Raw genomic sequence first — 23,981 nt, 5'->3', positions numbered from 1 at the left:
AGTCATTTCAATACATCAAAGGCTGCCCGTCCACGAAGAATGGTTTGCATTCTTCAAATGAAACGCAGGGGCAGCCTAGTCATGATTATATTCAGTTTCTTAGTTGAATTGCAACAATAGTTTCTGCGTGGATACTTCCGGGTTAGGATAAGGGACTTTTTTACCGCCGATCGTAACGATAGTTCCCGGTGCATTTCCAGTCTTAATGTACAATTCAGCTTTGTCTCCTAAATCAAGGGTGATAGGCGAATCCTCGGCGGTGTATTCCTTTGCTGTCACAAGGTCTTCACCACTCTTAGGAGCTTGTACTTCCATGTAGGCTCTCCCTGTCAACTCGATGTTAACGGTACGTTCAGTCGCGCCGCTGACATCGTAGGTGTGCTCTGGAAAAGAACCTGTCCCTTCCTGAACCAATTGAATATCTACCTCTTCTTTTTCCTCTACAGAAGTTTCCTCATCTTCTTCAGCGGATGTTTCTTCTTCAGCTGATTCTTCTTCAGCTGAATCTTCAGATTCACTTCCACCCTCAGTGTCTTTCGCTTCTTCCTGATCGTCGGAAGTCTCGCTCTCAGAATTCTCAGGCACACTGATTTCATTGTTGGAACCATTGTCTGTTGCTGGATTTTCACCTTCAGCCCCGCTCATATTCTGCCATACGAGCCACACGACAAAGATTAAACCAATGATTAAGCCAACGGTTAAAATCGTAGGCAGAACACGGGAGGATGGCCCGCTTTTCTGTGTCGCTTCCTTTTTAGTCCTCTGGACACGGCTGTATTGTACCGAACTCTCCTCATCGAAGGTCGGAAGCTCCCCTTTGTGTTCTTCCATGACCACTTCTGGATCTAATCCGACCGCAGAGGCGTACTCCCTGATAAACGCCCGAGTATAGAATTTTCCAGGCAGCACTTGAAACTCATTCTTTTCAATTGCCTGAAGGTAGCGTTTTTGTATTTTTGTCGTCTCTTGCAGCGATTCTAAAGAAAGGCCCTTCGATTCACGGGCTTCCCTTAGTCTTTCTCCAATCTCCATGTTAACACCATCCAATTTCTAAAAATCGAACATGGAAAAACCTTCATTCATAGACATCTCTTGTTTTTCCACAGGTTCATAAGTAATTTCTTCATCTTCGTTATTCCGAAGTTCGATAATGTAATCAAAGTCATCCATTGTATATTCTGTTTCCTGAACAAAAATGTCCGGGTGTTCAATGACTTTCGTTGCGGGAAGTCTCATGATCTCGCGCACAAGCTGCCAGTGTTTTTCATTCGCTCTTTTAGCAGATACAATCCCATCGATGATGTATAGGTTGTCTTCACTGTACTCTTCATCGATCAATTGGTTACGTACGGTCTGCTTTAAAAGCGTACTGGAAACGAATAACCATCGTTTGTTTGCACATACACTCGCTGCCACGACAGACTCCGTTTTTCCTACTCGGGGCATTCCACGGATCCCAATCAGTTTATGCCCATCTTTCATAAAGAGCTCTGCCATGAAATCAACAAGTAACCCCAGGTCCTCCCGATTGAAACGGAATGTTTTACGATCATCCACATCGCTATGTATGTAACGTCCATGCCTCACTGCCAAACGATCTCTCAATTTCGGCCGGCGTAACTTTGTCACTTTAATTGTATCCATTGTATTTAAAATCGATCTCAACCGTGTGATTTGTTCTTCATCTTTACATAAAAGCAGCATGCCCCGGTGTGAATTTTCTACACCATTGATGGTAACGATGTTAATCGCCATCATCCCAAGCAATGAGGAGATGTCCCCAAGCAATCCTGGGCGGTTATATTGGATTTCATATTCTAAGTACCATTCTTTTTTTTCCATAATACAACTCCTCTGAGAAATTGTCGTTATTTGTCAAAGTCGAGTGATTTATGGAATTTTTCACTCACTATCTATCATAAAGGATTTTTTCTAAATAGGAAAGGACGATCCCCCATAAACATACAAAAATTGAAAACTTGGGTCCACCAAAAAAAATCCGCACAGACATCTGTGCGGATTGATGACGAGGTTAAGCTTGGTTTCCTTCGTTTTGAACCATCTTCACCATCATATTAGCGATGGCGTGTTGCTCTTTTTCATCTGCTACGTTCCAAAGATCACGCAAGACAGCTTCCTGCTCATTCTTTGCATCCACGGAGTTAGCTAAATAACCACCAATTTCATAAGCAAGTTCAGAAACCGCTTGTTCTTGCATCCCTTGACCTTTCGCCTGATGTAAGCGATCACCCAAGAAATCCTTCCAAGAATCGAAATTATCGAGAACAGACATGATGTAACCTCCTCTGAATTTTTTCATGCTTAGTATGAGAAGGAAACAGGGATCTTATGCAACAGAATTAAGACCAACCCCCATCGACTTGGATCACTTGCCCCGTTATATAACTGGATTTGTCACTTAACAAAAAGCCAGCCAGGTCTGCGACTTCCTCAGGTGTTCCAGATCGTCCAAGAGGAATGTCGTCCTCAAGGAAGTCCAGTTCTTCCTGATTAAGATGTGCGTTCATCTTTGTTGCAATTAAGCCTGGGGCAATACTGTTGACTCGAATTCCACTAGGTGCGACTTCCTTTGCAAGACCCTTCACAAAGCTGTTCTGCGCACCTTTTACAGAGCTGTAAATAACCTCCATACTGGCACCTTCAAGACCGAAAATAGAACTGATGACAAGAATATTGCCCTTCTTCTTTCGAATCATGTATGGAATTACTTTGTGAGCAATCATCCACAAAGATTTAACGTGAACCAAATAAAGTTCGTCCATCTCACTGGATTTCATATCCTGGAACAAACCGCTGTACATTTGACCACCAGCAAAGATCATAGCGTCCCAATCTTCATCAATTTTATCTAAAAGTACATGAATGCCTTCTATGGTAGAGAGGTCTGCTCCATATGCTCCAGCCCATTGAGCATCAGGGATCTGCTTCTTGCTTTCTTTAATGGTTTTTTCACTATGATTGTAATGCAGACCAACGGAATAACCCTGCTCAACCACACGTTGCACGATTGCCTGACCAATTCCTCCGCTGGCCCCTATGATCAAGCACTTCTTAAGCATCAGCTTGAGGTTTGATTTGGAAGACAGTGATGGCGTCTTCTTTCAGCCAGTGTTGCAAATATTCTTCCGCATCATCAGCGGTCAAGGATTCAATGATTGGCAGTACTTCAAATAAGTCTGTACCAAGTGTATGGTAGTGAGTAAACTGATTAGCAATAAACTCCAAGGAGTTCATAGCTCTCATAAACTGACCGATTTTTTTCCTTTTCATCCTTGTGAAATCTTCATCAGAAATCCTTTGTTCCTTTAATTCGTGCAACATTTCCTTAATTCGAGAAGCCATTTCGTCAGGCTTCCTGGAGTCCCCTCCTAGAATAGTGAAGCCAAACTGGCGATCAAGCTCCGTTTCAAACTGGAAACTGTCATCAATGAGGTCGTTTTTGTACAGTTCTTCGTAGAAAACGCCGCTTCTTGAAAAGTAATAATCAAGAATCATCCCGGAGAGAAGTTCTCCACGTACCAATTCTTCACCTGTTAACCCATCCACATTTTCCTTGACCCCGACCATAGCCTTTGCTGTTGTCACAGGCATCGTAATCGAGTGTTCTTTTTTAGAAGCAGAAGGCGGTTCTTCAGGATAAGATCGATTGATTTCAGGTGCCTCAGGGAATTCTTTTTTCGCTTGATTGTCCCTGATCATTGTCATCATTGATTCAGGTTCAATATTTCCAGCTACGAACAAGACCATGTTGGAAGGATGATAAAACGTCTCATAACAGGTATAAAGATCATCTTTGGTAATTTTCTGTATACTCTCAACTGTTCCTGCGATGTCTACCTTCACAGGATGGTCGTGGTACAAACTTTGGATGGTTCCGAAAAAGGAACGCCAATCAGGCTGATCATCGTACATGCGGATTTCCTGAGCGATGATTCCTTTTTCTTTCTCCACAGACTCTTCTGAGAAATAAGGGTCCTGAACAAAATCAAGAAGTGTCTTTACATTCTTGTCTATTTGACTGGTTGCAGAAAACAAATAAGCCGTTTTAGTAAAGGATGTAAAGGCATTTGCCGATGCGCCGAGTTTAGTGAAATCCTGAAACACATCACGATCTTCTTTCTCAAACAATTTATGTTCAAGAAAGTGTGCAATCCCTTCCGGTACCGTCACTTTCTCATTTTTCCCGATCGGTGTGAACGTTTGGTCGATCGATCCATAATTTGTCGTAAAGATCCCAAATGTTTTAGCCATTTCAGGCTTAGAAAGTAAAAACACTTTCAATCCGTTATCCAATGTTTCCTGATATACTGTTTCATTCAGTTGAGTATAGACCAGTTCCTCCATTAAGATTCCCCTCCTTCTTTGCTCGTCAAAAAGTAAATCGTGTCCAATTCAATCTTTTTAGCCATCTGGACAACTTGTTCTTTCGTAACTTTTCGGATATTATCGATCAACTCATTTGCAGGCATTTCTGCACCTGATAACATTTGATGATAAAGGACTTCAATCATCCCATTCGCATTATCCATCGTTTCTTGAAGTTGGTGAATAACCTGTTCTTTCGTTTCTTCGACCTGCTCCTCTGTGAAATCCCCGTTTTTCATAGCATCCATCTGCTCCAGGATAATCGATTTCGCCTGATCAAAATCTTTTGGATCAACGCCACTGAACACAAGCAGAAGCCCTTTATGACTTTCGAACCTTGAAGCGGCATAATAGGCCAAGCTGTGTTTTTCACGAACGTTCATAAACAATTTGGAACTAGGGAACCCTCCAAAAATGCCATTAAAGATTTGGAGTGCATAATAATCATCATCTCCGAATTTCGTGTATGTCCGATAGCCAAGATGAAGTTTACCCTGGTTCACTTCTTCCCTTTCGACAACTTCTTTTGCTTCCTTGACTTCTTTCGTGACAGCTACCTGATCGTCATCCGCATTTGTGCTTCCTTTTCTAGCGAAATACTGATCTGTAAGCTTTTCAATTGCTTTTTGATCCATGTCACCAATCACATATACGTCAAGCATATCCTTGGAAATCATTTCCTTATAATAAGCGTACAGCTTTTCAGATGTAATGGTTTTAAGATCCTCCAGGTATCCATGGACATGCAGAGCATAAGGTTCGTCTTTACACATATGATCCATGAGCCTCATATTGGCATAACTCATTTTATCATCTTTGATGCTGGTGATTTTTTGCTCAAGTGTCTGCTTTTCACGCTCGACGATGGAGGAATCAAAACCTTCTCCTTCTGTCTTCGTATCAAACAAGACTTCGTTAAACAATTGGACGGCTTCCTCAAGAATCGGTTCCTGGTCATTTAAGTACGCCTCGTTAACAACTTCCATGCGGAAGCTGATCACATGGTTCTCACCTTTCTTTGAGCCATCGCTAGAAAGAGCGGTTCCATAAAGGTTTTCAAAAGCAGACTGCAGCGAGCGCACATTAGGATGGTTGTTCGTGGCTTTTTGCAGGACATGAGGCAGTAGCGCCCGTTCTGTTATCCCTTCTCTCTTTAAAGGGGCTTTGAATTTTGCAACAATCGTAATGGTTTTGTATTTTTTACTTGGTAAAATATGTAGACGATACCCTTCTTTTTCGAGTAACGTTTCTTCAGTTATTTTCATATTCATCCTCCTTATCATTCTCTTCTATTATAGACCTACATGTCCATATTCATCCATTCGAGCTAAGTCTTATGCTAAGGTATATGTGTGAAAAAGTAAAAAAATTAAGTCCGGCACTCTTGTGCCGGACTTTAAAACCCTTAACGATTCCCTTTTACATAAGCTTCTCCTAAAGACTTTGGTGCTTCTGCTCTTCCGATAAAGCCTGCCAAAGCAAGGATTGTCAGGACATAAGGAGCGATAAGCATAAAGACAGAAGGAACATTTTCCAAAAGGGCGATATCTGATGAAACAATACTTAAACTTTGAGCGAATCCGAAGAAAATAGCTGCGCCGAGCGCTCCCAGCGGATGCCATTTCCCAAAGATGACTGCTGCCAATGCAATAAACCCCTGACCTACGATTGTACCATGAGAGAAATTATGTGTGACTGTCAAAGCATAGACAGCACCACCAAGACCACCAAAGGCTCCAGAGAGCATCACTCCGATGTATCTCATCTTGTATACATTAATTCCGTTGGTATCTGCAGCCATTGGATGCTCACCTACCGAACGTAAACGAAGTCCAAATGGTGTTTTGAAAATAATGAACCATACAAGAAAAGCCATAGCAATCGCCAAGTAAGAAGTCCAGTACCACCCAGTGAAAAACATGTCCCCAATAATAGGGATCTTATTAAGTAATGGGACATTCGAAGAATAGATCGGACTTTCGATGAAATCTGTCTGCCCCTTGTCGTACCATTGCTTAGTAAGAAATAGACCGATTCCTAAAGCTAGAAAGTTTATAGCTACTCCACTCACCACTTGATCCGCACGGAATGTAATGGAAGCGACCGCATGCACGAGTGCAAAGATAGCGGATACGACCATAGCGATAATAAGAGATACAATCGGAGTCGCGGCACCGAAAACACTATAGAAAGTCAAATTAGAAACAATCGCAACGAAAGCTCCCATAATCATTAAACCTTCAAGTCCAATGTTGATGACTCCTGATCGCTCACTGAACACTCCCCCTAATGCGGTGAAAATAAGAGGGGTTGCGAATACAACAGATGCGCCGAGAATACGGCTGATCAGTTCAATAATCTCCATTTACTTCCCCTCCTTTTTAAACCGAAGAATGACCCAGCGGATCATATAGCTGGAAGCTACGAAAAATATAATCAAAGCAATAATGATTTCTACAAGTTCAGTCGGTACACCAGCAGCTGTGGGCATATTTAACGCCCCTATTTTCAGGATACCGAAAAGGAAAGCTGCAAGAATTACTCCAAAAGCTGTATTCGCACCGAGTAAAGCAACGGCGATTCCGTCAAATCCGATATTGGTAAAGCCAGATTTGATCGACATAAAACCAAATGTTCCGAGGCCTTCCATCGCACCTGCAAGACCTGCGAAAGCACCGGAAATGACCATTGCAAGGATGATGTTTTTACTAACATTCATTCCGGCATACTTGGATGCATGCTGGTTAAACCCTACAGATCTTAATTCAAATCCAGTTGTCGTCCGGTTAATAATGAACCACATAATAAGTGCCATAAGTAACGCGACAATAAAACCATAGTGGATCCTTGAATAAAAGGTCATTTCTGCAAGCCAGGTAGATTGTAAAGATGCCGTTTCAGCAACGTTTTCTGTTCGATCCGCACCGTCGCTCAGTAAATTACGGACGATAGAATTACTTAAATACAAGGCAATGTAGTTCATCATGATGGTGACGATAACTTCATGGACACCTAATTTCGCTTTCAAAAGGCCTGGAATAAAGCCCCAGAAGGCACCTGCAACAGCCGCAGCTAATATAGCTAAAGGCAAATGAAGGATCATCGGCAGTTCAAAAGAAATACCGATCCAGACCGAAGCCAGCCATCCCATAAATACCTGACCTTCCACTCCAATGTTCAACAGCCCAGACCGAAGAGCAAATGCGACTGCAAGACCTGAAAGAATATAGGGAGTCACCTGCCTGATCGTCTCTCCAAAGAAGTAAGCATCACCAAACGCCCCATTCCACAGGGCAGCAAAGCCTGCAAGCGGATTATAGCCGAAGATCAGCATAATGATGGCACCGGAAATCAGACCGAGCAAAACAGAAATGATCGGTACTAATATATTAAACAGTCGATTGGAAAACATCATTGCTCACCTGCTTTCTCTGTAGAATTACCAGCCATCAGCAACCCTAGCTTCTGCTCATTCGTTTCTTCCGGTTGGACATCAGCAATGATCCGTCCGTCGAACATGACGGCGATCCGGTCACTTAAGTTCATGATTTCATCGAGTTCAAATGATAGAAGGAGAACGGCGCGCCCTTTGTCTCTCTCTTCAATCAATTTTTTATGGATAAATTCAATGGCTCCTACATCCAAGCCACGTGTGGGTTGAGCAGCAATAATCAAATCCGGGGATCTGTCCACTTCCCGGCCAATGATGGCTTTTTGCTGGTTTCCACCTGAAAGTGCCCTGGCTGGAGTATAGGCATCTGGAGTACGGACATCATACTCCGCAATTAAATCTTTGGCCTTTTGATAAATATTCTTAAAGTTCATGACACCTTTTTTTGAATATGGTTTTTGATGGTAACTTTGCAGCACCATATTTTCACCAATAGGAAAATCAAGTACAAGACCGAATTTATGACGATCCTGAGGGATATGCGAAACACCGGATTGAGTGACTTTACGAGGCGTCAAATTGGTGATTTCCTTATCATGAAGACGGATGATTCCTGACTCACTTCTCCTTAGACCTGTAATCGCTTCGATTAACTCGGACTGGCCATTTCCATCAACACCTGCAATTCCAACAATTTCGCCAGCACGAACTTCCAAGTTCAGCCCTTTGACCATTTCGACACCACGGACATCCTTCACCCGTAAGTCCTTTATAGAAAGATAGGATTCTTTCGGTTCAGCCTTTGTTTTCTCTGTTGAAAAATTGACATCACGCCCCACCATCAAAGAAGCAAGTTCTGTAGGGTTGGTTTCAGACACATCTACAGTTCCAATACCCTGCCCTTTCCTTATGACGGTACAGCGGTCACAGACCTCCATAATCTCCTTCAACTTGTGCGTAATCAGGATGATAGATTTCCCCTCTTTTACAAGGCTTTGCATAATATCAATCAGTTCTTTGATTTCCTGAGGAGTAAGAACCGCTGTGGGCTCGTCAAAAATTAAGATTTCCGCACCACGATAAAGCGTTTTCAGGATCTCGACACGCTGCTGCATACCTACGGATATATCTCGGATTTTCGCTTTTGGATCGACATTTAGACCGTATCTTTCCGAAAGCTCTCTCACCTGCTCTTCTGCATGTTTTAAGTTCACGGTTCCCGCCTTCTTCGGTTCGCTTCCTAAAACAATATTTTCAGTAACCGTAAACGTGTCCACGAGCATAAAGTGCTGGTGAACCATCCCGATCCCCTGTGCGTTCGCGACGTTGGGATCTGTGATGTTGACTTTCTCTCCGCGCACCCTGATTTCTCCTCTTTCCGGCTGATAGAGGCCAAACAGGACGTTCATCAGTGTAGATTTACCCGCTCCATTTTCCCCAAGAAGAGCGTGGATTTCACCTTTTTTCACCTGCAAATTAATATTGTCATTCGCTACAATACCCGGGAATTCTTTTCTAATGTTCAACATTTCAATAACATAGTCCATTCGTCTCTCTCCCTCCCCCGTTCACCTTAAAAAATCACCAAAGGAAAAGGGCCGGAACAAGCTTTTCATTTGATGACTTTCCTTGACAGAAGAAAAGGCCGGCTCTCACCAGCCCTTTCTGACAATTGTTACATTGAATCTAAGAATGTTTGAAGATCTTCACGTGTGCTTGGCACTTCAACGTCACCGTTGACGATTTTCTCTTTCCACTCTTCAACAGCAGAAACGATTTCTTCTGTCATCGCTTCTTCGTTTGTGCGGGCAATGCTGATGGCATCATCAGCAAGACCAAACTCAAGAACTTCCCCTCCAGGGAACTCTCCGTTCATCGCTTGATTTGCTACTTCTTGAACAGCAATATCTACACGTTTAACCATGGAAGTAAGTGTGACGTTGGAGTCACCGATCTGACCTTCTTCATGTTGGTCACGGTCTACACCAATGACCCATACCTCTTCATCAGGGTTACTGTTCTTGATGTCTTTCGCCTGAGCGAATACACCGTTACCTGTACCACCAGAAGCATGGTAAATGACATCGATATCTTTGGAGTACATGTTGGACGCGATCGCTTGTCCCTTTTGGGAATCATTGAAACTCTCTGCATACTCTACTTCTACTTCGATTTCAGGGTTCACAGATTTAACACCTGCAACGAATCCTGCTTCGAACTTGTTGATCAAGCTTCCATCAACGCCACCAATAAAGCCGACTTTATCCGTGTTTGTCTTGTTGGCTGCAGCTACACCTGCAAGGAAAGAACCCTGGTGCTCTTTAAACACGATACTCGCGACGTTATCGCCTTCTTGGACGGAGTCTACAAGCGCGAAGTTTGTATCTGGATATTGTTTAGAAACTTCAGCGATTGCCGGTTGAAGAAGGTATCCGATTCCATAAATCAAATCATAATCCTGACGAACAAGACGGTTCAGGTTTGTCGCATAATCGGCATCACTCTCAGATTGAGCGTAATCAATACCTTCCCCTTTGCTCATGTCATTTTCTTCACCGAAAGCCTGTAAGCCTTCCCACGCGGATTGGTTGAATGACTTATCATCAACCCCACCCACATCTGTAACCATAGCTACAGAGAAATCGCTGTTTTCTTCTCCAGAAGATTCCTCACTGCCAGAATCATCACTGCTGCCACTGGACTCTCCCTCTTCTTCTGAAGAACCACAAGCGGCTAAAAATACACAAAAAGTTAAAAGAAATACTAGAACCATAAGAAAACGACTTTTCAACAAAACGATTACCCCCTAATTGTTTAGTATGACGTTAATCAAAATCCAGCAGATTTCTAGAATCTATGACCAGCCTCACCTCCCTAAAATGAATCTGTCACACTTTTGTAAGCCCTTACACTCTTTTTCTTAGTACGTGAAAGCTGAACTTGTCAGCTCGGAAGTAATTGGAGGAAAGTAACATTGGAACATCGTCCTGAGAGTAATGCATTTGTCTCAAAAGTAAGAGCGCCTGGTCGGGTTCACAATTCAGAATCGGAGAAATCCTTTCATGAAAGCCAATCGGTTCAATATGTGTCACCGCATAGCCAATCGTTTTCCCTGTATAGCGCTCTAAAACGTTAAATAAGGAATCGGATTCCCTGATTTGATCGATTGGGAGTAAACCTTCAGGGATTTTATCTGTACAATAAACCACTGGCTGGTCGTCAGCTGTCCGAACACGTTCGACCTTCGCAATACTATGTACTTCCAGTGGAGAGAATCGTTTCCGATCTTCTTCTGTCGGTTCGATGAGCTCTGCAGACAAATACTGAGATCCCGGTGTCATTCCTGACTTGGCAATCATGCCTGTTACACTATCTAATTCCTCAATGCCTGATGTGAACAGGGGTTTAGGGTTAACAAAAGTACCCACCCCATGCCTTCGAGTAACGACACCTTCTTCTTCTAAAATCCTTAATGCTTCCCTCAGTGTCGCCCTTGAAACCCCAAGCGATTTGGAAAGTTGGAATTCGGAAGGCAATTTTTGCTTTTCTAAAAAGATACCGTTTTCAATATCGCGTTTAATCTGCTCGATCACCTGTAAATAAAGATGTCGAGTATCTTGTCTGATGGACATCACTTTCACCCCAAGTCTATTGAACTATACGTCTAGAGATCTGACCTCTGACGTTCGACACATCACATTTTGACAATAATATAACACTATTCGATAAATAAATAAATAGAATTAGGACATTTTTATGAATTTTGACTCATTTCCATGTAAGCGTTTGATAGATTTACTTCATCATTCCATTATTGTTAAATATATACATTTATAATAGAAACGCTCCCTTTTCTTGAAGACTCAGTTTCGAGACTTTTGTTGGGCGGATGGGGCTGCGGGCAATAGCTCGCTTTCCGCAGGAGCTTGGTGAGCCTCCTCGGACTGCGTCCTGTGGGGTCTCACCAAGCACTTTTTTCCCGCAGGAAAGCGAGTAGCTTCCCAGCCAACTCTGACGCCCAATAACGTAACGAACCCCGAAAACATCTCGATACTGAGTCTTAAACAATCATGCCCAGTTTGTTTAATAAGTAAAAAGGGAAGCTTTGGTCATGTCTAAATTGAAGCACACAAAAAAAGGATCCAACCTAATTAGGTTGGATCTTTTTAAGATTTATGAAGTATGTTGTTCTTCTGCTTGCTGTGAAACAAGGACAGCACGTGGTTTACTGCCTTCATATGGTCCTACGATGCCGTTGTCTTCCATGGCATCGATCAAGCGGGCTGCTCTCGTATATCCGACACGAAAACGTCTTTGAATCATAGAGACACTAGCGCTCTGCATTTCGATGACCATCTGAACAGCTTCCGGATAAAGATCATCATCTACTTCCTGTTTAACTTCACTTTCTTCTTCCGGAATCATCTCTTCCTGATACTGAGCTTTTTGCTGCTCTACACAGAAGTTGACGATCCTTTCCACTTCTTCATCAGATAAAAAGGCACCTTGCACCCGTGTCGGCTTGTTGGATCCGACAGGCGTAAACAGCATGTCCCCTCTTCCCAGTAGCTTTTCTGCTCCTCCGGAGTCCAAAATCGTTCTCGAATCCGTCTGTGAAGATACACTGAAAGCAATTCTGGAAGGAATATTCGCCTTGATGACACCAGTGATGACGTCTACCGAAGGACGCTGCGTGGCGATGATTAAATGAATACCTGCTGCACGGGCCATTTGGGCAAGACGGGTGATGGCGTCTTCTACTTCGTTTGAAGCAACCATCATTAAGTCTGCAAGTTCGTCAACAAGGACAACGATGTATGGAAGTTGAGGCTGTTCGTCTTCATTTTCCTTGTTATGCTTTTTAATATATTCATTGTAACTTTCAATATTTCTTGTGCCCGTATCTGAAAAAAGATCATACCTTCGTTCCATTTCAGATACTACTTTCTTCAAGGCGCGTGAAGCTTTCTTAGGGTCTGTGACAACCGGAGCTAAAAGGTGCGGAATTCCATTATAGACATTCAATTCCACCTTCTTCGGATCGATCATCATCATTTTCACTTCATGGGGCTTTGCTCTCATCAAGATACTTGTGATGATTCCATTAATACAAACACTCTTACCACTTCCAGTAGCACCTGCGACAAGCAAGTGTGGCATTTTATTCAATTCTGACATGACTGCTTCACCCGAGATGTCTCTTCCAAGGGCAAAGCTTAACTTCGCATCTGGTTTTGATTTACCCGTTTCTAATACCTCACGTAAGGAAACCATGGAAACTTCCTGGTTCGGTACTTCAATTCCAACCGCTGATTTTCCTGGAATCGGGGCTTCAATCCGAATATCTTTCGCTGCTAAAGCAAGAGCTAGATCATCGTTCAGGTTTACAATTTTGCTTACTTTCACTCCTACATCCGGATACACTTCATACTTCGTTACAGATGGCCCCACATGAACTTTAGTTACTTTCGCTTTCACACCAAAGCTTTGAAATGTCTTTTCAAGCTTCCTAACGGTTGCCTGGATGTGCGAACGCCCCTGACTTTGTGGGGTTGAGGTAGGCTCATCCAACAACTCCAGGCTTGGTAACTGGTAATCCATGTTTTCAAGTTCAGCTGTCGGCATCGATTTTTCAATGTTTACCTCGTCATCCTGTTGGTCATCCGTAACATTTTCAACAGGCTTGTGCGTTTTCTCAGAAGCATAAGCAGTATCTGTAAAGTCCTGGATAATCGGCTCTTGGTCTGCTTCCTGATCACTCGCCGTATCATTCAATTCATAAACCACAGTATCTTCTACCTGTTCTTCTAATGCCTGTTTTTTCTTTTCTGCTTTCTGCTCTTTCTGTTCCTTCATCTTCTGTACTTGTTCTGTGCTCATCTCTTTCACTTTTCGACCAAGCTTAGCAAAAAGCTCACCTATGGATTTTTCACTGACAAAAATCACACCAATGATAAATAGGAAAAACGACAAAATGGCTGCTCCAGCTTTTGCAAAAAGGTAATAGCTGATCGAAAGCAGGATGGCACCTGTCAATCCTCCGCCAATACTGTAAAACGGAAGTTCTCCCCTCATCATTCCGGTGATTCTGTCCCAAGTCATGGCAAAAATGGAACCTTCCCCAGAGCCAAGCTCAGCTGAAAGAGTTTCAAGGTGTGTGAATAAGAGTAAAGCCGTGACTATGGTGTACACACCCAACAGGCGTTTATGTAAAAATGCAGGCCATTTTCTTTTTACCATTAAATACACACCAACAATTAAAAAGAACAGGGAGGCAATAAAGTACCATACCCCAAATAAGAACTGCCAGAACCTCTCCAAACCTCCTGGAACCGCTCCATCACTAATAGCAGAAGCACCGCTTCCGATGACTGCAATGAAGAGGAAGAATAGCCCTAAAAGTTCAAACTTTAAATGGCTTTTCATATTCGATTGCTTTTTTTTCTTTTTTCTTTTTCCAGCCATGGTCTTTCCTCCCCATATGTAAAACTAAAACGAGAAAAATGCCGATGGTTCCTTCAATATTCATGAAGAAATACAGCACCGGCATCCAGTCACTCATTTATTCTATTATACCATAGCCATCTACAATGTTACGAGTCCAACCATTGTCCTGGTTGAAGATCCGGATCCATATAATGAGAGGGATCTGTCGAAAGGACTTGCATAATCTGTTTTCTACCATCTTCCGATTTGCGACACATTAATGGGCAATTGTTATGCTCATGATACACCACAGACATTTCTTCTTCCATTGGAAAAATGTCATGTTCACTTAAGGGCGTGTATAGAATGGTCATTGAACCACCTGCTGGTCAGGACCTTTTCTTTGCTCAATAAGCTCATTCAGTTTGGACATGGCTTCTTTCACACCACCGACAGCATCAATAAGACCGTGATCCACTGCTTGCTGACCCACAACGTTCGTTCCGATATCCCGAGTTAAATTCCCCTTATCAAACATAAGCTCCTTGAACTTATCTTCTACTACATTCGAATGCCTTGTCACAAAACTGATGACACGATCCTGCATTTTATCCATGTACTCAAATGTTTGTGGAACACCAATGACAAGCCCTGTCATACGTATCGGGTGAATCGTCATAGTCGCCGTTTCAACAATAAACGAATAATCTGCAGAGACAGCAATTGGCACACCAATGGAGTGCCCCCCTCCTAACACAATGGATACCGTCGGTTTGGATAGGGAAGAAATCATTTCAGAGATGGCAAGACCAGCCTCAACGTCTCCTCCTACTGTATTTAACAGGACGACCAAACCTTCAATTTTAGGGTTTTGTTCAATCGCAATCAATTGAGGAATCAAATGCTCATACTTCGTTGTTTTATTTTGTGATGGCAACTGAACATGTCCTTCAACCTGCCCGATAATCGGCAGCACATGAATATTGGAATCAGCAGGCTGAGGGACATTGCTTTGTCCAAGCTGCTGAATCTTGTCAACCAGAGAGGATTGCGATTTGGATTGATCTTTTTCTTTAGAGTCGTCTTTCATGGATCGATCTCCTTTCGCTCTTTTCCCGTAGTATGACTCAAACGATGTGAAACATACTTTCAACATGAAGCTGTTGTTAACATTCTTCATAAGTCCTTCATTAAAATTTTTTTTAGGATGTGGCAGCCTTGGGTAAGACTCAGTGTCATCCCCCTACAATCACAAAAATATCTTGTATCGGGAGCTTGTCTATAAGAGTTCAATTAAAAAACCAGGGATGGCCCTGGTTTAGGTAATATGCTGTAAGCAGTTTGCAACGGCTGCTTCTTCATCTTTAGTTAAAGGAACCAGCGGTAGCCTTACTCCACCGGTTTCAAGACCCCGGATTTTCAAAGCTGCTTTCACAGGTGCGGGAGAAGGAGCGCTGAACATCCCATTAAACACTGGCAAAAGCATTCGATGGAGTTCTCCCGCTTCTTTCCATTTTCCTTTTTCAAAAAGGGAGAGCATCGTTTGCATCTGATTTCCAATGACATGAGAGGAAACCGATATGATGCCGTTTGCACCGACAGCGTAGGCAGGAAGGGTAAGATGATCATCTCCACTGTAAATGGAAAAGTGCTCATCCGTGCATGCACGGATGTTGGCCATCCCTTCCAGGTCTCCAGTGGCTTCTTTTAAAGAGACAATGTTTTCAATCTTAGAAAGTTCAATAATGGTTTCTGGTTGAATACGTACGACCGACCTTCCCGGAACATTATAAATCATCACAGGAAGCTTCACCGATCCTGCAATGGTTTTGAAATGTTGATAGAGACCTTCCTGATTCGGTTTATTGTAGTAAGGGGCAACAAGCATAATGGCATCCACGCCAGTGGCTTCCGCTCTTTTGGATAATTTTATGGATGATTCTGTACTGTTGCTTCCTGTTCCGGCGATGACTGGCGCTCGACCGTCAACGGTTTTGACGACATGCCGCCATAAGCTTACTTTTTCATCAGCTGTAAGCGTCGGGGATTCACCCGTGGTTCCGGCAATAACAAGGCCGTCGGATCCATTCTTTAATAAATATTCCACCAGGTCGGTCGTTTTATTAAAATCAATCTCACCATGTCGATCAAACGGAGTCACCATGGCAGTTAGGACCTTTCCGAAGTTCATGTCAGTTGTTCCCCTTTCTTAGGTGCTTTGCTCAATCGGAAAGTTTTATGGAGAGCGTTGACGGCTTCTATTAGGTCATCTTCCTTGACTAGGACCCAGATTGTCGTGTGGGAATCGGCGGATTGTAGAATTTGAATCCCCCGGTCAGTCAACGTCTGAACAATCTCTGCCGTTACCCCGGGAATCCCTGTTATGCCGGCTCCGACTGTGGAAACTTTGGCACAGCCTTCTCTCACTTCTGGTTCGTAGCCTAGTTCTTCAAGTATTTGGATGGCTTTGTCTGTAAAGATGTGGTTGATGGTGTAAAGGACACCGCTCGGAGATATATTGATGAAGTCTACAGAAATGTTGGCGGAAGCCATGGATTTGAACACATCAGATTGTAGTTTGGAAGGATCTTCTTTCGATTGAACTTTTATTTGTGTAAGGCCATCCATATGAGCAATTCCAGTTACGGTGCGTTCGGATATGTCTCTTCCTGTTCGATCTTCTTTCGTCCCTGTCACAAGTGTTCCAGGAAGATCAGAGTATGTGGAGCGTACACGAATGGGGACTTTTGCATACATAGCAATTTCCACAGCCCGTGGATGGATCACTTTAGCTCCTTGATATGCCAAGTTGCATATCTCATTGTACGTGATGGTGTTTAGGGGTCTCGCTTCTTGAACCAGTCTGGGATCTGCCGTCATGATCCCTTCTACATCAGTAAAGATATCTATAAAGTCAGAATGCAAAGCCGCTCCCAAAGCAGCAGCCGTTGTGTCACTGCCTCCACGGCCAATCGTTGTGACTTCTCCGTGAATCGTTTGCCCCTGAAATCCTGCCACGACTACGACTTCGTATGTCTTCAGTTCTTCTAATATCCTGCCAGGGTTTAATTGAGTAATTTTAGCTTTCGTAAAATCCCCATTGGTCATTATCCCTGCCTGAGCTCCTGTTAACGAAACGGCGTTTACTCCCGCCTGATTCAACTCATGTGCAAAAACGATGGAAGAAATCGTCTCCCCGCATGACATCATCAGATCCTGCTCTCTTGGCGAAACGTTTGTTTTCGGAAAGTCAATTAACCCAAGCAGTGTATCTGTGGCATATGGACTTCCTTTTCTCCCCATAGCTGAAACAGTAACGACGATTTTATATCCTTCTTTTAAGCCGTTTTTCACATGGTGGATGGCCCGGGACCGACTCTTCTGGTCCCGGACGGACGTTCCACCGAACTTTTGTACAAGTAGCTTCATTTGGCCACCTCAACTCAATAAAAGTTTACAGCCACTCATTCGCAATCAAGCGTTCTGCAATCTGCACGGAATTCCATGCTGCACCTTTTAACAAGTTATCTGATACAACCCATAAATGGAATCCTTTTTCATCATTGAGATCTTTTCTGATTCTGCCGACAAAAACATCTCGCTTTTCTGCCGCACTCAATGGTGTCGGGTATGTTTGTGTAGCAGGATCATCTTCGAGAACGATTCCAGGCGCTTCATTCATCAACTGTTTCACTTCTTCTACCGTAACCCCTTCTTTTTCTACTTCAATATATACACTCTCCGCGTGAGATGTGAAGAAAGGAAGGCGTACACAAGTAGCAGCTACAGAAAGGTCAGGAGCATGCATGATCTTTTTCGTTTCGTTGATCATTTTCATTTCCTCGAATGTGTACCCATTCTCCTGAAAAACGTCAATCTGGGGTAATGCATTGAATGCAATGGGATAGTGCTTTTTATCCCCTTTGACAGGAAGAAGATTCGCTTCAAGCTCTTCCCCATTCAAAAAGGATTGAGATTGTTCCCGCAATTCTTCAGCTGCTTCATTTCCAGCTCCGGAAACCGCCTGGTAAGTGGACACAATGACACGATTCATGCCAAAGGCTTTACGAACCGGCTCAAGGGCAGCCACCATTTGAATGGTTGAACAGTTTGGATTGGCAATAATTCCTTTGTGTTCCTTGATATCTGCTTCGTTCACTTCGGGTACGACGAGAGGTACATCTTCCGTCATACGGAAAGCACTCGTATTATCGATGACAACCGCTCCATGTTTCACAGCTTCAGGAGCCAGTTTCTTAGATATAGACCCTCCCGCAGAAAACAAAGCAATGTCTACACCTTGGAAGCTTTCAGGCTTCGCTTCTTCGAGTGTATATTCCCGGCCATTAAATACCATTTTCGTTCCTGCTGATCGACTTGATGAGAGAAGCTTTAAGTTATCAATAGGAAACTTTCGATCTTCTAACGTCTCCAGCATCTTTTGTCCGACAGCCCCAGTTGCTCCGACGACAGCTACATTATATTTTTTAGTTTCACTCATATTCGGCATCCTCTCTTGTATATCATTTGTAAGAATAGTAAGACATGTCACTATTTTTGTTATTTTATCATATTTACAAGAACACCTGGTATGAAAAAAAGATATTAATTCGGATACCTTTCAATTAAGACGGGCTGAAGCTGCTTTCCTTCAAGCGCTGTTTCAATCGTTTTAGGAATTAATGTCATATCCGCTACCAACGAATTCGGTTTTTTGAAAGGATGATCCTGACCTAAAGGTACAAAGTAAATGTTCTTCGTAGCCATGAGACGCATAATGTTCACACCATTCAATCCGAGAGCATCATTGGTTGAAACGGCTACGACAACAGGGCTTTCATTCCTCAAAGTCGCTTTAGCAGCCATCAACACAGGGGAATCTGTTAACGCATTAGCAAATTTACTCGTCGAATTCCCTGTAAGAGGCGCAATAAGCATGCAGTCCAAAGGCCGTTTAGGTCCGAGAGGTTCCGCATCAGGAATCGTCAAAATTGGTTCTTCCCCAGTAATTTCTTTTATTTTTTCTAAATGATCGGAAGCATCTCCAAAGCGTGTATCCGTTTTTTGTACCGTGTAAGATAGAACAGGTACCACAGTTGCTCCAAGATCAACGAGCTCCTGCATAACAGGAAAAACCTCATGGTACGTGCAATGGGATCCGGTTAACCCGAACCCAATCACTTTTCCTTTTAATATTGACATCATTCATTCTCCTTTCGTGAACCTTTCTGAACGATTCGTGACACCACATCCGCTATGATTCTACCTGCCGTTTTTGGAGCTACAATCCCAGGGAGACCTGGTGCGAGTAATGCTTTGATCCCGCGTTTATCTGCATAACGGAAATCGGTCCCTCCCGGTTTAGATGCAAGATCCAAAATCATCGCATGAGAAGGCAGCTGCTTAATAACCGAAGCATCTACAACCAGATGTGGAACAGTATTCAGTAAGATATCACAGGACATATCTGCCTTCTCCATGTCCTTCATATCAATCGGTTCCAGACCCATTTCATAAACTCTTGCTGCTGCCTTTGATGAACGTACTCCAACAGATACTTTGGCACCAAGGTGGTCAAACGTGCGCGCAAGACTCATCCCTACCCTACCCAGACCAAGCACAATAATTTTAGAGCCGTGTATCGTAAAATCTGTATGTTGAATGATCAACATGAGCGTTCCTTCTACGGTAGGAATAGAATTATAAATGGCAACATCATCCCGATCCATCAAGGGGATGAGTGTACGATTGGTTTTTGCGGCTAACTCTTTTAAATGATCATTAGCGATTCCAGAAAATACTTGACAATGGGCGGGCGTTCTTTTCAGCCATTCTTCTGATAAGTGAATCAACTGGTTGGAGAATATCCCTTCAATCTTTCCTTCCGAGTCCGTGCCCGGTACAGGAAGAATGATGGCATCTAATTTTTCCACCTGCTCGCTGTCAAAATCAAGGTCTATGGCTTCTCTAAAGCTTTCATTCAATTGGTCGAACCCGGCCAAATAGACGGTGGCATCCCACTCATTCAACCTTCGAATAAGTTCAATCTGCCGGGCATCGCCCCCTATGACTGCTACATGATATCCTGTTAGCATCCCGGATGTCTCCTTTATCTAGTATCTTATCTCCTTGTATCCTATGCCGGAATGCGGAGTTAGTGATTTCGATTAGCAAACAAAAAACACTGCAGCCTGGGCTGCAGTGTTCAACGTTTTTTTAAGAGGATCGTCTCTTCACCAATGGTCTCAATTTGACTCCAATCGATCGTCATCGCCTTTTTGGAAGATCCAAATCCAATAAATCCGTGATTCATAATGACCAATGACTTGATTACTCCTGAATCTGGGTCAATGATTAAGTCTGCTTTTCCTAAAATGCCTAATTTTTCCCCATTCTCTACATCAATCACTTGTTTTTGGGCTAGAGATGTCATTCTCACAAGAGCTTCTCTCCTTCTTCTCTATCTCTCTTCACTCAATAATTTTTGCAGTGAAGTCAGTTTATACCCTTGATCTTTAATCTGCTCAATGAGTTTCGGCAGGCTTTTTACTGTCACTTCAGTCGGATGCATGAGAATGGTTGCCCCATTATGGACTTTGTCCATCACCCTTGTGATCAACACATCAGATGTTGGCTTTTTCCAATCTATTGTATCCACTGTCCATAAGATGGTTTCCATATCCATTTCATCGGCGGCTTCAACGGTAGCCGTATTATAACTTCCAGATGGAGGAGCGAAATATTTCACTTTTTCTTTTGTTAAGGCGAATAAGAGCTCATCCGCCTGCTCTAGATTCGATTTCGCTTGCTCCTTCGTCATCCTCCCCATGTCCTTATGTCTGTACCCATGACTTCCGATTGTATGTCCTTCTTCTTCAATCATCTGCACGAGGTGTGTAAAATCATTCGCAAAAGCTCCATCAATGAAAAATGTTGCTTTCACTTGATATTCATTTAAAATCTCCACCATATCCGGAATGTATTCTTCTCCCCAGGAGACATTGATTAGAAAAGAAACGGCTTCTTTATCTGGATGACCTCTATAGATTGGAGAAGCTGGTAAATCCTCTAAAGAAACTTCTGGTTTAATCAATTTATAGACATATAATTCAGGATTGTACTTGCCGTATTTTTGCATTTTTTTATAGGAAGCTTCGACATCTACTTGGCGGCCAACAATCCCAGGTGTCTTTTTCCACACAGAATCAATTTTCGCATCCTGCGCTTCCCATTCGAACTTTTCTTTTTCATCCTGGATTTTTTGGTAGATGGTATCTTCTTTATTGACGGTTACGACATGGTCTGCAGTCAGAAAAGCCATGCCAAACCCTATAAAAAAACAGAGATTGACGCTGAATAATACGATTAATCTGAAGCTCATGGACCATCACCCCTATACCATCCTATGGGACAGGTCCTACTTCTAGACCAAAATCATTCTCCATTCTACGTACCGGAAATATCCTCACAAGACTCAGACGCTGAAATTCAGGCAAAAAAAAAGAGACTGGCAAGCCAGTATCTCTTCTTTACGTAACCCTATTAAGATTGTTCAACATTTTCCTGTTTTTTCTTCTCATCAAGAAGGATCGCTTTTCTGGAAAGGTTGATTCTTCCCTGGTTATCGATTTCTTTAACCTTAACTTTGATTGTATCGCCAAGGGAGACGATGTCTTCCACTTTACCAATGCGCTCTTCAGCCATTTCAGAAATGTGGACAAGCCCCTCTTTTCCTTTGAAAAGCTCAACAAAAGCACCGAACTTCTCGATACGTTTCACTTTACCATCGTAAACTTCGCCGACTTCTACTTCACGTACGATATCCTCAATGATTTTCTGAGCTGTTGTATTCATGCTGGCATCTGTAGAAGAAATGAACACCGTGCCATCCTGTTCGATGTCAATTTTCACACCAGTATCATCAATGATTTTATTGATTTGTTTGCCGCTTGGTCCAATGACATCACGGATTTTGTCTGGATTGATCTTCATCGTCATGATCTTCGGAGCATGGGCGGAAAGTTCTTTGCGAGTTTCAGGTATCGTTTCAAGCATGTGACCAAGGATTTCCATACGTCCTTTTTTCGCCTGAGCTAATGCTTCTTCAAGAATTTCTCTGGAAAGACCTTCAATCTTGATATCCATTTGAAGGGCTGTTACTCCCTTTTCAGTACCGGCAACTTTAAAGTCCATGTCTCCTAGAGCATCTTCCATGCCTTGGATATCTGTCAGGATTGTATAATCATCACCTGATTTCACAAGTCCCATCGCAATTCCTGCAACTGGTGCTTTAATTGGAACACCCGCATCCATCATAGCAAGGGTACTTGCACAAATACTCGCTTGAGAAGTAGAACCATTTGATTCAAGAACCTCAGAAACTAGTCGGATGGTGTAAGGGAATTCATTCTCAGAAGGAATAACCACTTCAAGCGCACGTTCACCTAAAGCACCATGACCGATTTCACGTCGACCAGGTCCTCGGATCGGCCCTGTTTCTCCAACAGAGAATTTAGGGAAGTTGTAATGGTGCATAAAACGTTTGGACTCTTCAAGGTCAAGACCGTCAAGGATCTGTACATCTCCAAGAGCTCCAAGGGTACATACACTAAGGGCCTGGGTTTGACCACGTGTGAACAATCCGGAGCCGTGTGTACGTGGAAGCAATCCTACACGGGAAGTCAGTGGTCGAATAACGTCAACACCACGGCCATCTGGACGAATCTTATCTTTCGTAATGAGACGGCGCACTTCTGTTTTCACCATATCTTCTAATATGGATCCTACTTGTTTAATTGTTTCTTCATCTGCTTCCTGATCTTCGTAAGAAGCGACCACATCAGCTTTCACTTGGGCAATGGCATCTTCACGAGCTTTCTTTTCTTCTGTTTTGATCGCTTGAACAATGGCGTCTGTTGCTTCTGCTTCGACCTTCTCTTTCAGTTCAGCATCGAGATCGAACAACTGCACTTCCATTTTCTCGCGACCTACTGCTTCAACGATTTCTTCCTGGAAGGCAACCAAGCGCTTGATTTCTTCATGTCCGAACATGATCGCTTCAAGCATGTCCTCTTCAGAAACTTCATTGGCACCGGCTTCAACCATATTAATGGCATCTTTCGTACCCGCTACTGTAAGGTCGATATCACTTTTTTCTTGTTGTTCAACGGTAGGGTTGATGACAAATTCACCATCTACTCGTCCAACGATGACACCTGCAATCGGTCCTTCAAAAGGAATGTCAGAAACACCTAAAGAAATGGAAGACCCTAGCATTGCAGCCATTTCTGAAGAACAATCCTGATCCACACTCATAACAGAACTGATCACCTGTACATCGTTTCGATATCCCTCAGGGAATAATGGACGGATCGGACGGTCAATAAGACGGGAAGCAAGGACCGCCTTGTCGCTTGGACGACCTTCACGTTTGATGAAACCACCTGGGATTTTACCTACAGCGTAAAGACGCTCTTCATAATTTACGGTCAAAGGGAAAAACGGCAGGTCCTTCGGCTCTTTACTTCCGGTAGCCGTGGAAAGGACAGTCGTATCTCCGTAATGAATGAGTGCTGCACCATTCGCTTGTTTCGCCAACTCGCCAATTTCCACGGAAAAAGTACGACCGGCTACGTCAATGGAAAACACTTGTTTTTCTTCTGCCATATAGAACTTAACTCCTCTCGATAACTCTTCTTATTTCATTATAAGGGTTTATTGTCAGTTTACACCCTTCTGTATGTAAACATACAGAAAAAGCGGGAATAACTCCCGCTTT

22 protein-coding genes are annotated in these 23,981 nt (G+C 43.0%); all 22 read right to left on the bottom strand.

Annotated features, from left to right (window positions below):
- Nucleotides 1-99 precede the first annotated feature (99 nt).
- The 22 genes from J0K78_RS01460 to pnp all read right to left on the bottom strand — a co-directional run bounded on the left by J0K78_RS01460 (nt 100) and on the right by pnp (nt 23,869).
- Nucleotides 100-1,032: a helix-turn-helix domain-containing protein gene (locus J0K78_RS01460; protein ID WP_206945086.1), complete on the bottom strand. Its 933-nt coding sequence runs from the start codon at nt 1,030-1,032 to the stop codon at nt 100-102.
- An 18-nt stretch (nt 1,033-1,050) separates the two neighbouring features.
- On the bottom strand, nt 1,051-1,842 hold the full coding sequence (locus J0K78_RS01455; RefSeq protein ID WP_146816339.1) for a DUF3388 domain-containing protein: 792 nt from the start codon (nt 1,840-1,842) through the stop codon (nt 1,051-1,053).
- A gap of 190 nt (nt 1,843-2,032) precedes the next feature.
- Nucleotides 2,033-2,293 (bottom strand): DUF3243 domain-containing protein, encoded by a 261-nt coding sequence (locus tag J0K78_RS01450; protein WP_160913302.1) that lies wholly within the window; start codon nt 2,291-2,293, stop codon nt 2,033-2,035.
- A gap of 67 nt (nt 2,294-2,360) precedes the next feature.
- Nucleotides 2,361-3,065, bottom strand: a complete 705-nt coding sequence (gene ymfI / locus J0K78_RS01445; RefSeq protein WP_370550844.1) for an elongation factor P 5-aminopentanone reductase — start codon at nt 3,063-3,065, stop codon at nt 2,361-2,363.
- A 7-nt stretch (nt 3,066-3,072) separates the two neighbouring features.
- Complete coding sequence (gene yfmH, locus J0K78_RS01440) at nt 3,073-4,365, bottom strand: EF-P 5-aminopentanol modification-associated protein YfmH (protein WP_206945084.1); 1,293 nt, start codon at nt 4,363-4,365, stop codon at nt 3,073-3,075.
- Nucleotides 4,365-5,651, bottom strand: coding sequence for an EF-P 5-aminopentanol modification-associated protein YfmF (yfmF, locus tag J0K78_RS01435; protein ID WP_206945083.1), 1,287 nt, complete (start codon nt 5,649-5,651; stop codon nt 4,365-4,367). The genes yfmH and yfmF overlap by 1 nt, the downstream gene beginning before the upstream one ends.
- 140 nt (nt 5,652-5,791) lie before the next feature.
- On the bottom strand, nt 5,792-6,751 hold the full coding sequence (locus tag J0K78_RS01430) for an ABC transporter permease (RefSeq protein WP_206945082.1): 960 nt from the start codon (nt 6,749-6,751) through the stop codon (nt 5,792-5,794).
- A complete protein-coding gene (locus tag J0K78_RS01425; RefSeq protein WP_206945081.1) occupies nt 6,752-7,798 on the bottom strand; it encodes an ABC transporter permease in 1,047 nt (348 codons plus the stop codon).
- On the bottom strand, nt 7,798-9,324 hold the full coding sequence (locus tag J0K78_RS01420) for an ABC transporter ATP-binding protein (RefSeq protein ID WP_206945080.1): 1,527 nt from the start codon (nt 9,322-9,324) through the stop codon (nt 7,798-7,800). Before J0K78_RS01420 ends, J0K78_RS01425 begins: the two co-directional genes overlap by 1 nt.
- A gap of 128 nt (nt 9,325-9,452) precedes the next feature.
- Nucleotides 9,453-10,568, bottom strand: coding sequence for a BMP family lipoprotein (locus J0K78_RS01415; RefSeq protein WP_305037800.1), 1,116 nt, complete (start codon nt 10,566-10,568; stop codon nt 9,453-9,455).
- Between the two features lie 115 nt (nt 10,569-10,683).
- Entirely contained in the window at nt 10,684-11,409 is a 726-nt protein-coding gene (locus J0K78_RS01410; protein ID WP_160913291.1) for a GntR family transcriptional regulator, read from the bottom strand.
- A gap of 541 nt (nt 11,410-11,950) precedes the next feature.
- Nucleotides 11,951-14,242, bottom strand: a complete 2,292-nt coding sequence (locus tag J0K78_RS01405; protein WP_206945079.1) for a DNA translocase FtsK — start codon at nt 14,240-14,242, stop codon at nt 11,951-11,953.
- Nucleotides 14,243-14,370: 128 nt separating this feature from the next.
- Nucleotides 14,371-14,577, bottom strand: coding sequence for a YlzJ-like family protein (locus J0K78_RS01400; protein WP_160913287.1), 207 nt, complete (start codon nt 14,575-14,577; stop codon nt 14,371-14,373).
- Nucleotides 14,574-15,293, bottom strand: a complete 720-nt coding sequence (locus J0K78_RS01395; RefSeq protein WP_206945078.1) for a ClpP family protease — start codon at nt 15,291-15,293, stop codon at nt 14,574-14,576. Before J0K78_RS01395 ends, J0K78_RS01400 begins: the two co-directional genes overlap by 4 nt.
- A gap of 228 nt (nt 15,294-15,521) precedes the next feature.
- The gene (gene dapA / locus J0K78_RS01390) at nt 15,522-16,394 is read right to left on the bottom strand and encodes a 4-hydroxy-tetrahydrodipicolinate synthase (protein ID WP_206945077.1); all 873 of its coding nucleotides are present in this window, start codon (nt 16,392-16,394) and stop codon (nt 15,522-15,524) included.
- Nucleotides 16,391-17,632: an aspartate kinase gene (gene dapG, locus J0K78_RS01385; RefSeq protein ID WP_160913282.1), complete on the bottom strand. Its 1,242-nt coding sequence runs from the start codon at nt 17,630-17,632 to the stop codon at nt 16,391-16,393. Before dapG ends, dapA begins: the two co-directional genes overlap by 4 nt.
- A gap of 25 nt (nt 17,633-17,657) precedes the next feature.
- Nucleotides 17,658-18,704: an aspartate-semialdehyde dehydrogenase gene (asd, locus tag J0K78_RS01380; RefSeq protein WP_206945076.1), complete on the bottom strand. Its 1,047-nt coding sequence runs from the start codon at nt 18,702-18,704 to the stop codon at nt 17,658-17,660.
- 104 nt (nt 18,705-18,808) lie between these two features.
- Complete coding sequence (locus J0K78_RS01375) at nt 18,809-19,408, bottom strand: dipicolinate synthase subunit B (RefSeq protein WP_370550837.1); 600 nt, start codon at nt 19,406-19,408, stop codon at nt 18,809-18,811.
- Entirely contained in the window at nt 19,405-20,298 is an 894-nt protein-coding gene (gene dpaA / locus J0K78_RS01370) for a dipicolinic acid synthetase subunit A (RefSeq protein WP_206945074.1), read from the bottom strand. Before dpaA ends, J0K78_RS01375 begins: the two co-directional genes overlap by 4 nt.
- Nucleotides 20,299-20,408: 110 nt before the next feature.
- On the bottom strand, nt 20,409-20,636 hold the full coding sequence (locus tag J0K78_RS01365; protein ID WP_202412449.1) for a YlmC/YmxH family sporulation protein: 228 nt from the start codon (nt 20,634-20,636) through the stop codon (nt 20,409-20,411).
- 27 nt (nt 20,637-20,663) lie between these two features.
- On the bottom strand, nt 20,664-21,584 hold the full coding sequence (locus J0K78_RS01360; protein WP_206945073.1) for a polysaccharide deacetylase family protein: 921 nt from the start codon (nt 21,582-21,584) through the stop codon (nt 20,664-20,666).
- 161 nt (nt 21,585-21,745) lie between these two features.
- The gene (gene pnp / locus J0K78_RS01355; protein WP_206945072.1) at nt 21,746-23,869 is read right to left on the bottom strand and encodes a polyribonucleotide nucleotidyltransferase; all 2,124 of its coding nucleotides are present in this window, start codon (nt 23,867-23,869) and stop codon (nt 21,746-21,748) included.
- Nucleotides 23,870-23,981: the final 112 nt, after the last annotated feature.

It is taken from the genome of Halobacillus sp. GSS1, assembly GCF_017307035.1.
Classification (GTDB): Bacteria; Bacillota; Bacilli; order Bacillales; family Halobacillaceae; genus Halobacillus; species Halobacillus litoralis.
This window is presented reverse-complemented; position numbering and strand designations above follow the sequence as displayed.

What these genes read in the sequence shown, in the direction of transcription:
- J0K78_RS01460 (WP_206945086.1), bottom strand. Translation starts at nt 1,032, where the DNA reads ATGGAGATTGGAGAAAGACTAAGGGAAGCCCGTGAATCGAAGGGCCTT.
- J0K78_RS01455 (WP_146816339.1), bottom strand. Translation starts at nt 1,842, where the DNA reads ATGGAAAAAAAAGAATGGTACTTAGAATATGAAATCCAATATAACCGC.
- J0K78_RS01450 (WP_160913302.1), bottom strand. Translation starts at nt 2,293, where the DNA reads ATGTCTGTTCTCGATAATTTCGATTCTTGGAAGGATTTCTTGGGTGAT.
- yfmH (WP_206945084.1), bottom strand. Translation starts at nt 4,365, where the DNA reads ATGGAGGAACTGGTCTATACTCAACTGAATGAAACAGTATATCAGGAA.
- yfmF (WP_206945083.1), bottom strand. Translation starts at nt 5,651, where the DNA reads ATGAAAATAACTGAAGAAACGTTACTCGAAAAAGAAGGGTATCGTCTA.
- J0K78_RS01430 (WP_206945082.1), bottom strand. Translation starts at nt 6,751, where the DNA reads ATGGAGATTATTGAACTGATCAGCCGTATTCTCGGCGCATCTGTTGTA.
- J0K78_RS01425 (WP_206945081.1), bottom strand. Translation starts at nt 7,798, where the DNA reads ATGTTTTCCAATCGACTGTTTAATATATTAGTACCGATCATTTCTGTT.
- J0K78_RS01420 (WP_206945080.1), bottom strand. Translation starts at nt 9,324, where the DNA reads ATGGACTATGTTATTGAAATGTTGAACATTAGAAAAGAATTCCCGGGT.
- J0K78_RS01410 (WP_160913291.1), bottom strand. Translation starts at nt 11,409, where the DNA reads ATGTCCATCAGACAAGATACTCGACATCTTTATTTACAGGTGATCGAG.
- J0K78_RS01405 (WP_206945079.1), bottom strand. Translation starts at nt 14,242, where the DNA reads ATGGCTGGAAAAAGAAAAAAGAAAAAAAAGCAATCGAATATGAAAAGC.
- J0K78_RS01400 (WP_160913287.1), bottom strand. Translation starts at nt 14,577, where the DNA reads ATGACCATTCTATACACGCCCTTAAGTGAACATGACATTTTTCCAATG.
- J0K78_RS01395 (WP_206945078.1), bottom strand. Translation starts at nt 15,293, where the DNA reads ATGAAAGACGACTCTAAAGAAAAAGATCAATCCAAATCGCAATCCTCT.
- dapA (WP_206945077.1), bottom strand. Translation starts at nt 16,394, where the DNA reads ATGAACTTCGGAAAGGTCCTAACTGCCATGGTGACTCCGTTTGATCGA.
- dapG (WP_160913282.1), bottom strand. Translation starts at nt 17,632, where the DNA reads ATGAAGCTACTTGTACAAAAGTTCGGTGGAACGTCCGTCCGGGACCAG.
- asd (WP_206945076.1), bottom strand. Translation starts at nt 18,704, where the DNA reads ATGAGTGAAACTAAAAAATATAATGTAGCTGTCGTCGGAGCAACTGGG.
- J0K78_RS01375 (WP_370550837.1), bottom strand. Translation starts at nt 19,408, where the DNA reads ATGATGTCAATATTAAAAGGAAAAGTGATTGGGTTCGGGTTAACCGGA.
- dpaA (WP_206945074.1), bottom strand. Translation starts at nt 20,298, where the DNA reads ATGCTAACAGGATATCATGTAGCAGTCATAGGGGGCGATGCCCGGCAG.
- J0K78_RS01365 (WP_202412449.1), bottom strand. Translation starts at nt 20,636, where the DNA reads ATGACATCTCTAGCCCAAAAACAAGTGATTGATGTAGAGAATGGGGAA.
- J0K78_RS01360 (WP_206945073.1), bottom strand. Translation starts at nt 21,584, where the DNA reads ATGAGCTTCAGATTAATCGTATTATTCAGCGTCAATCTCTGTTTTTTT.
- pnp (WP_206945072.1), bottom strand. Translation starts at nt 23,869, where the DNA reads ATGGCAGAAGAAAAACAAGTGTTTTCCATTGACGTAGCCGGTCGTACT.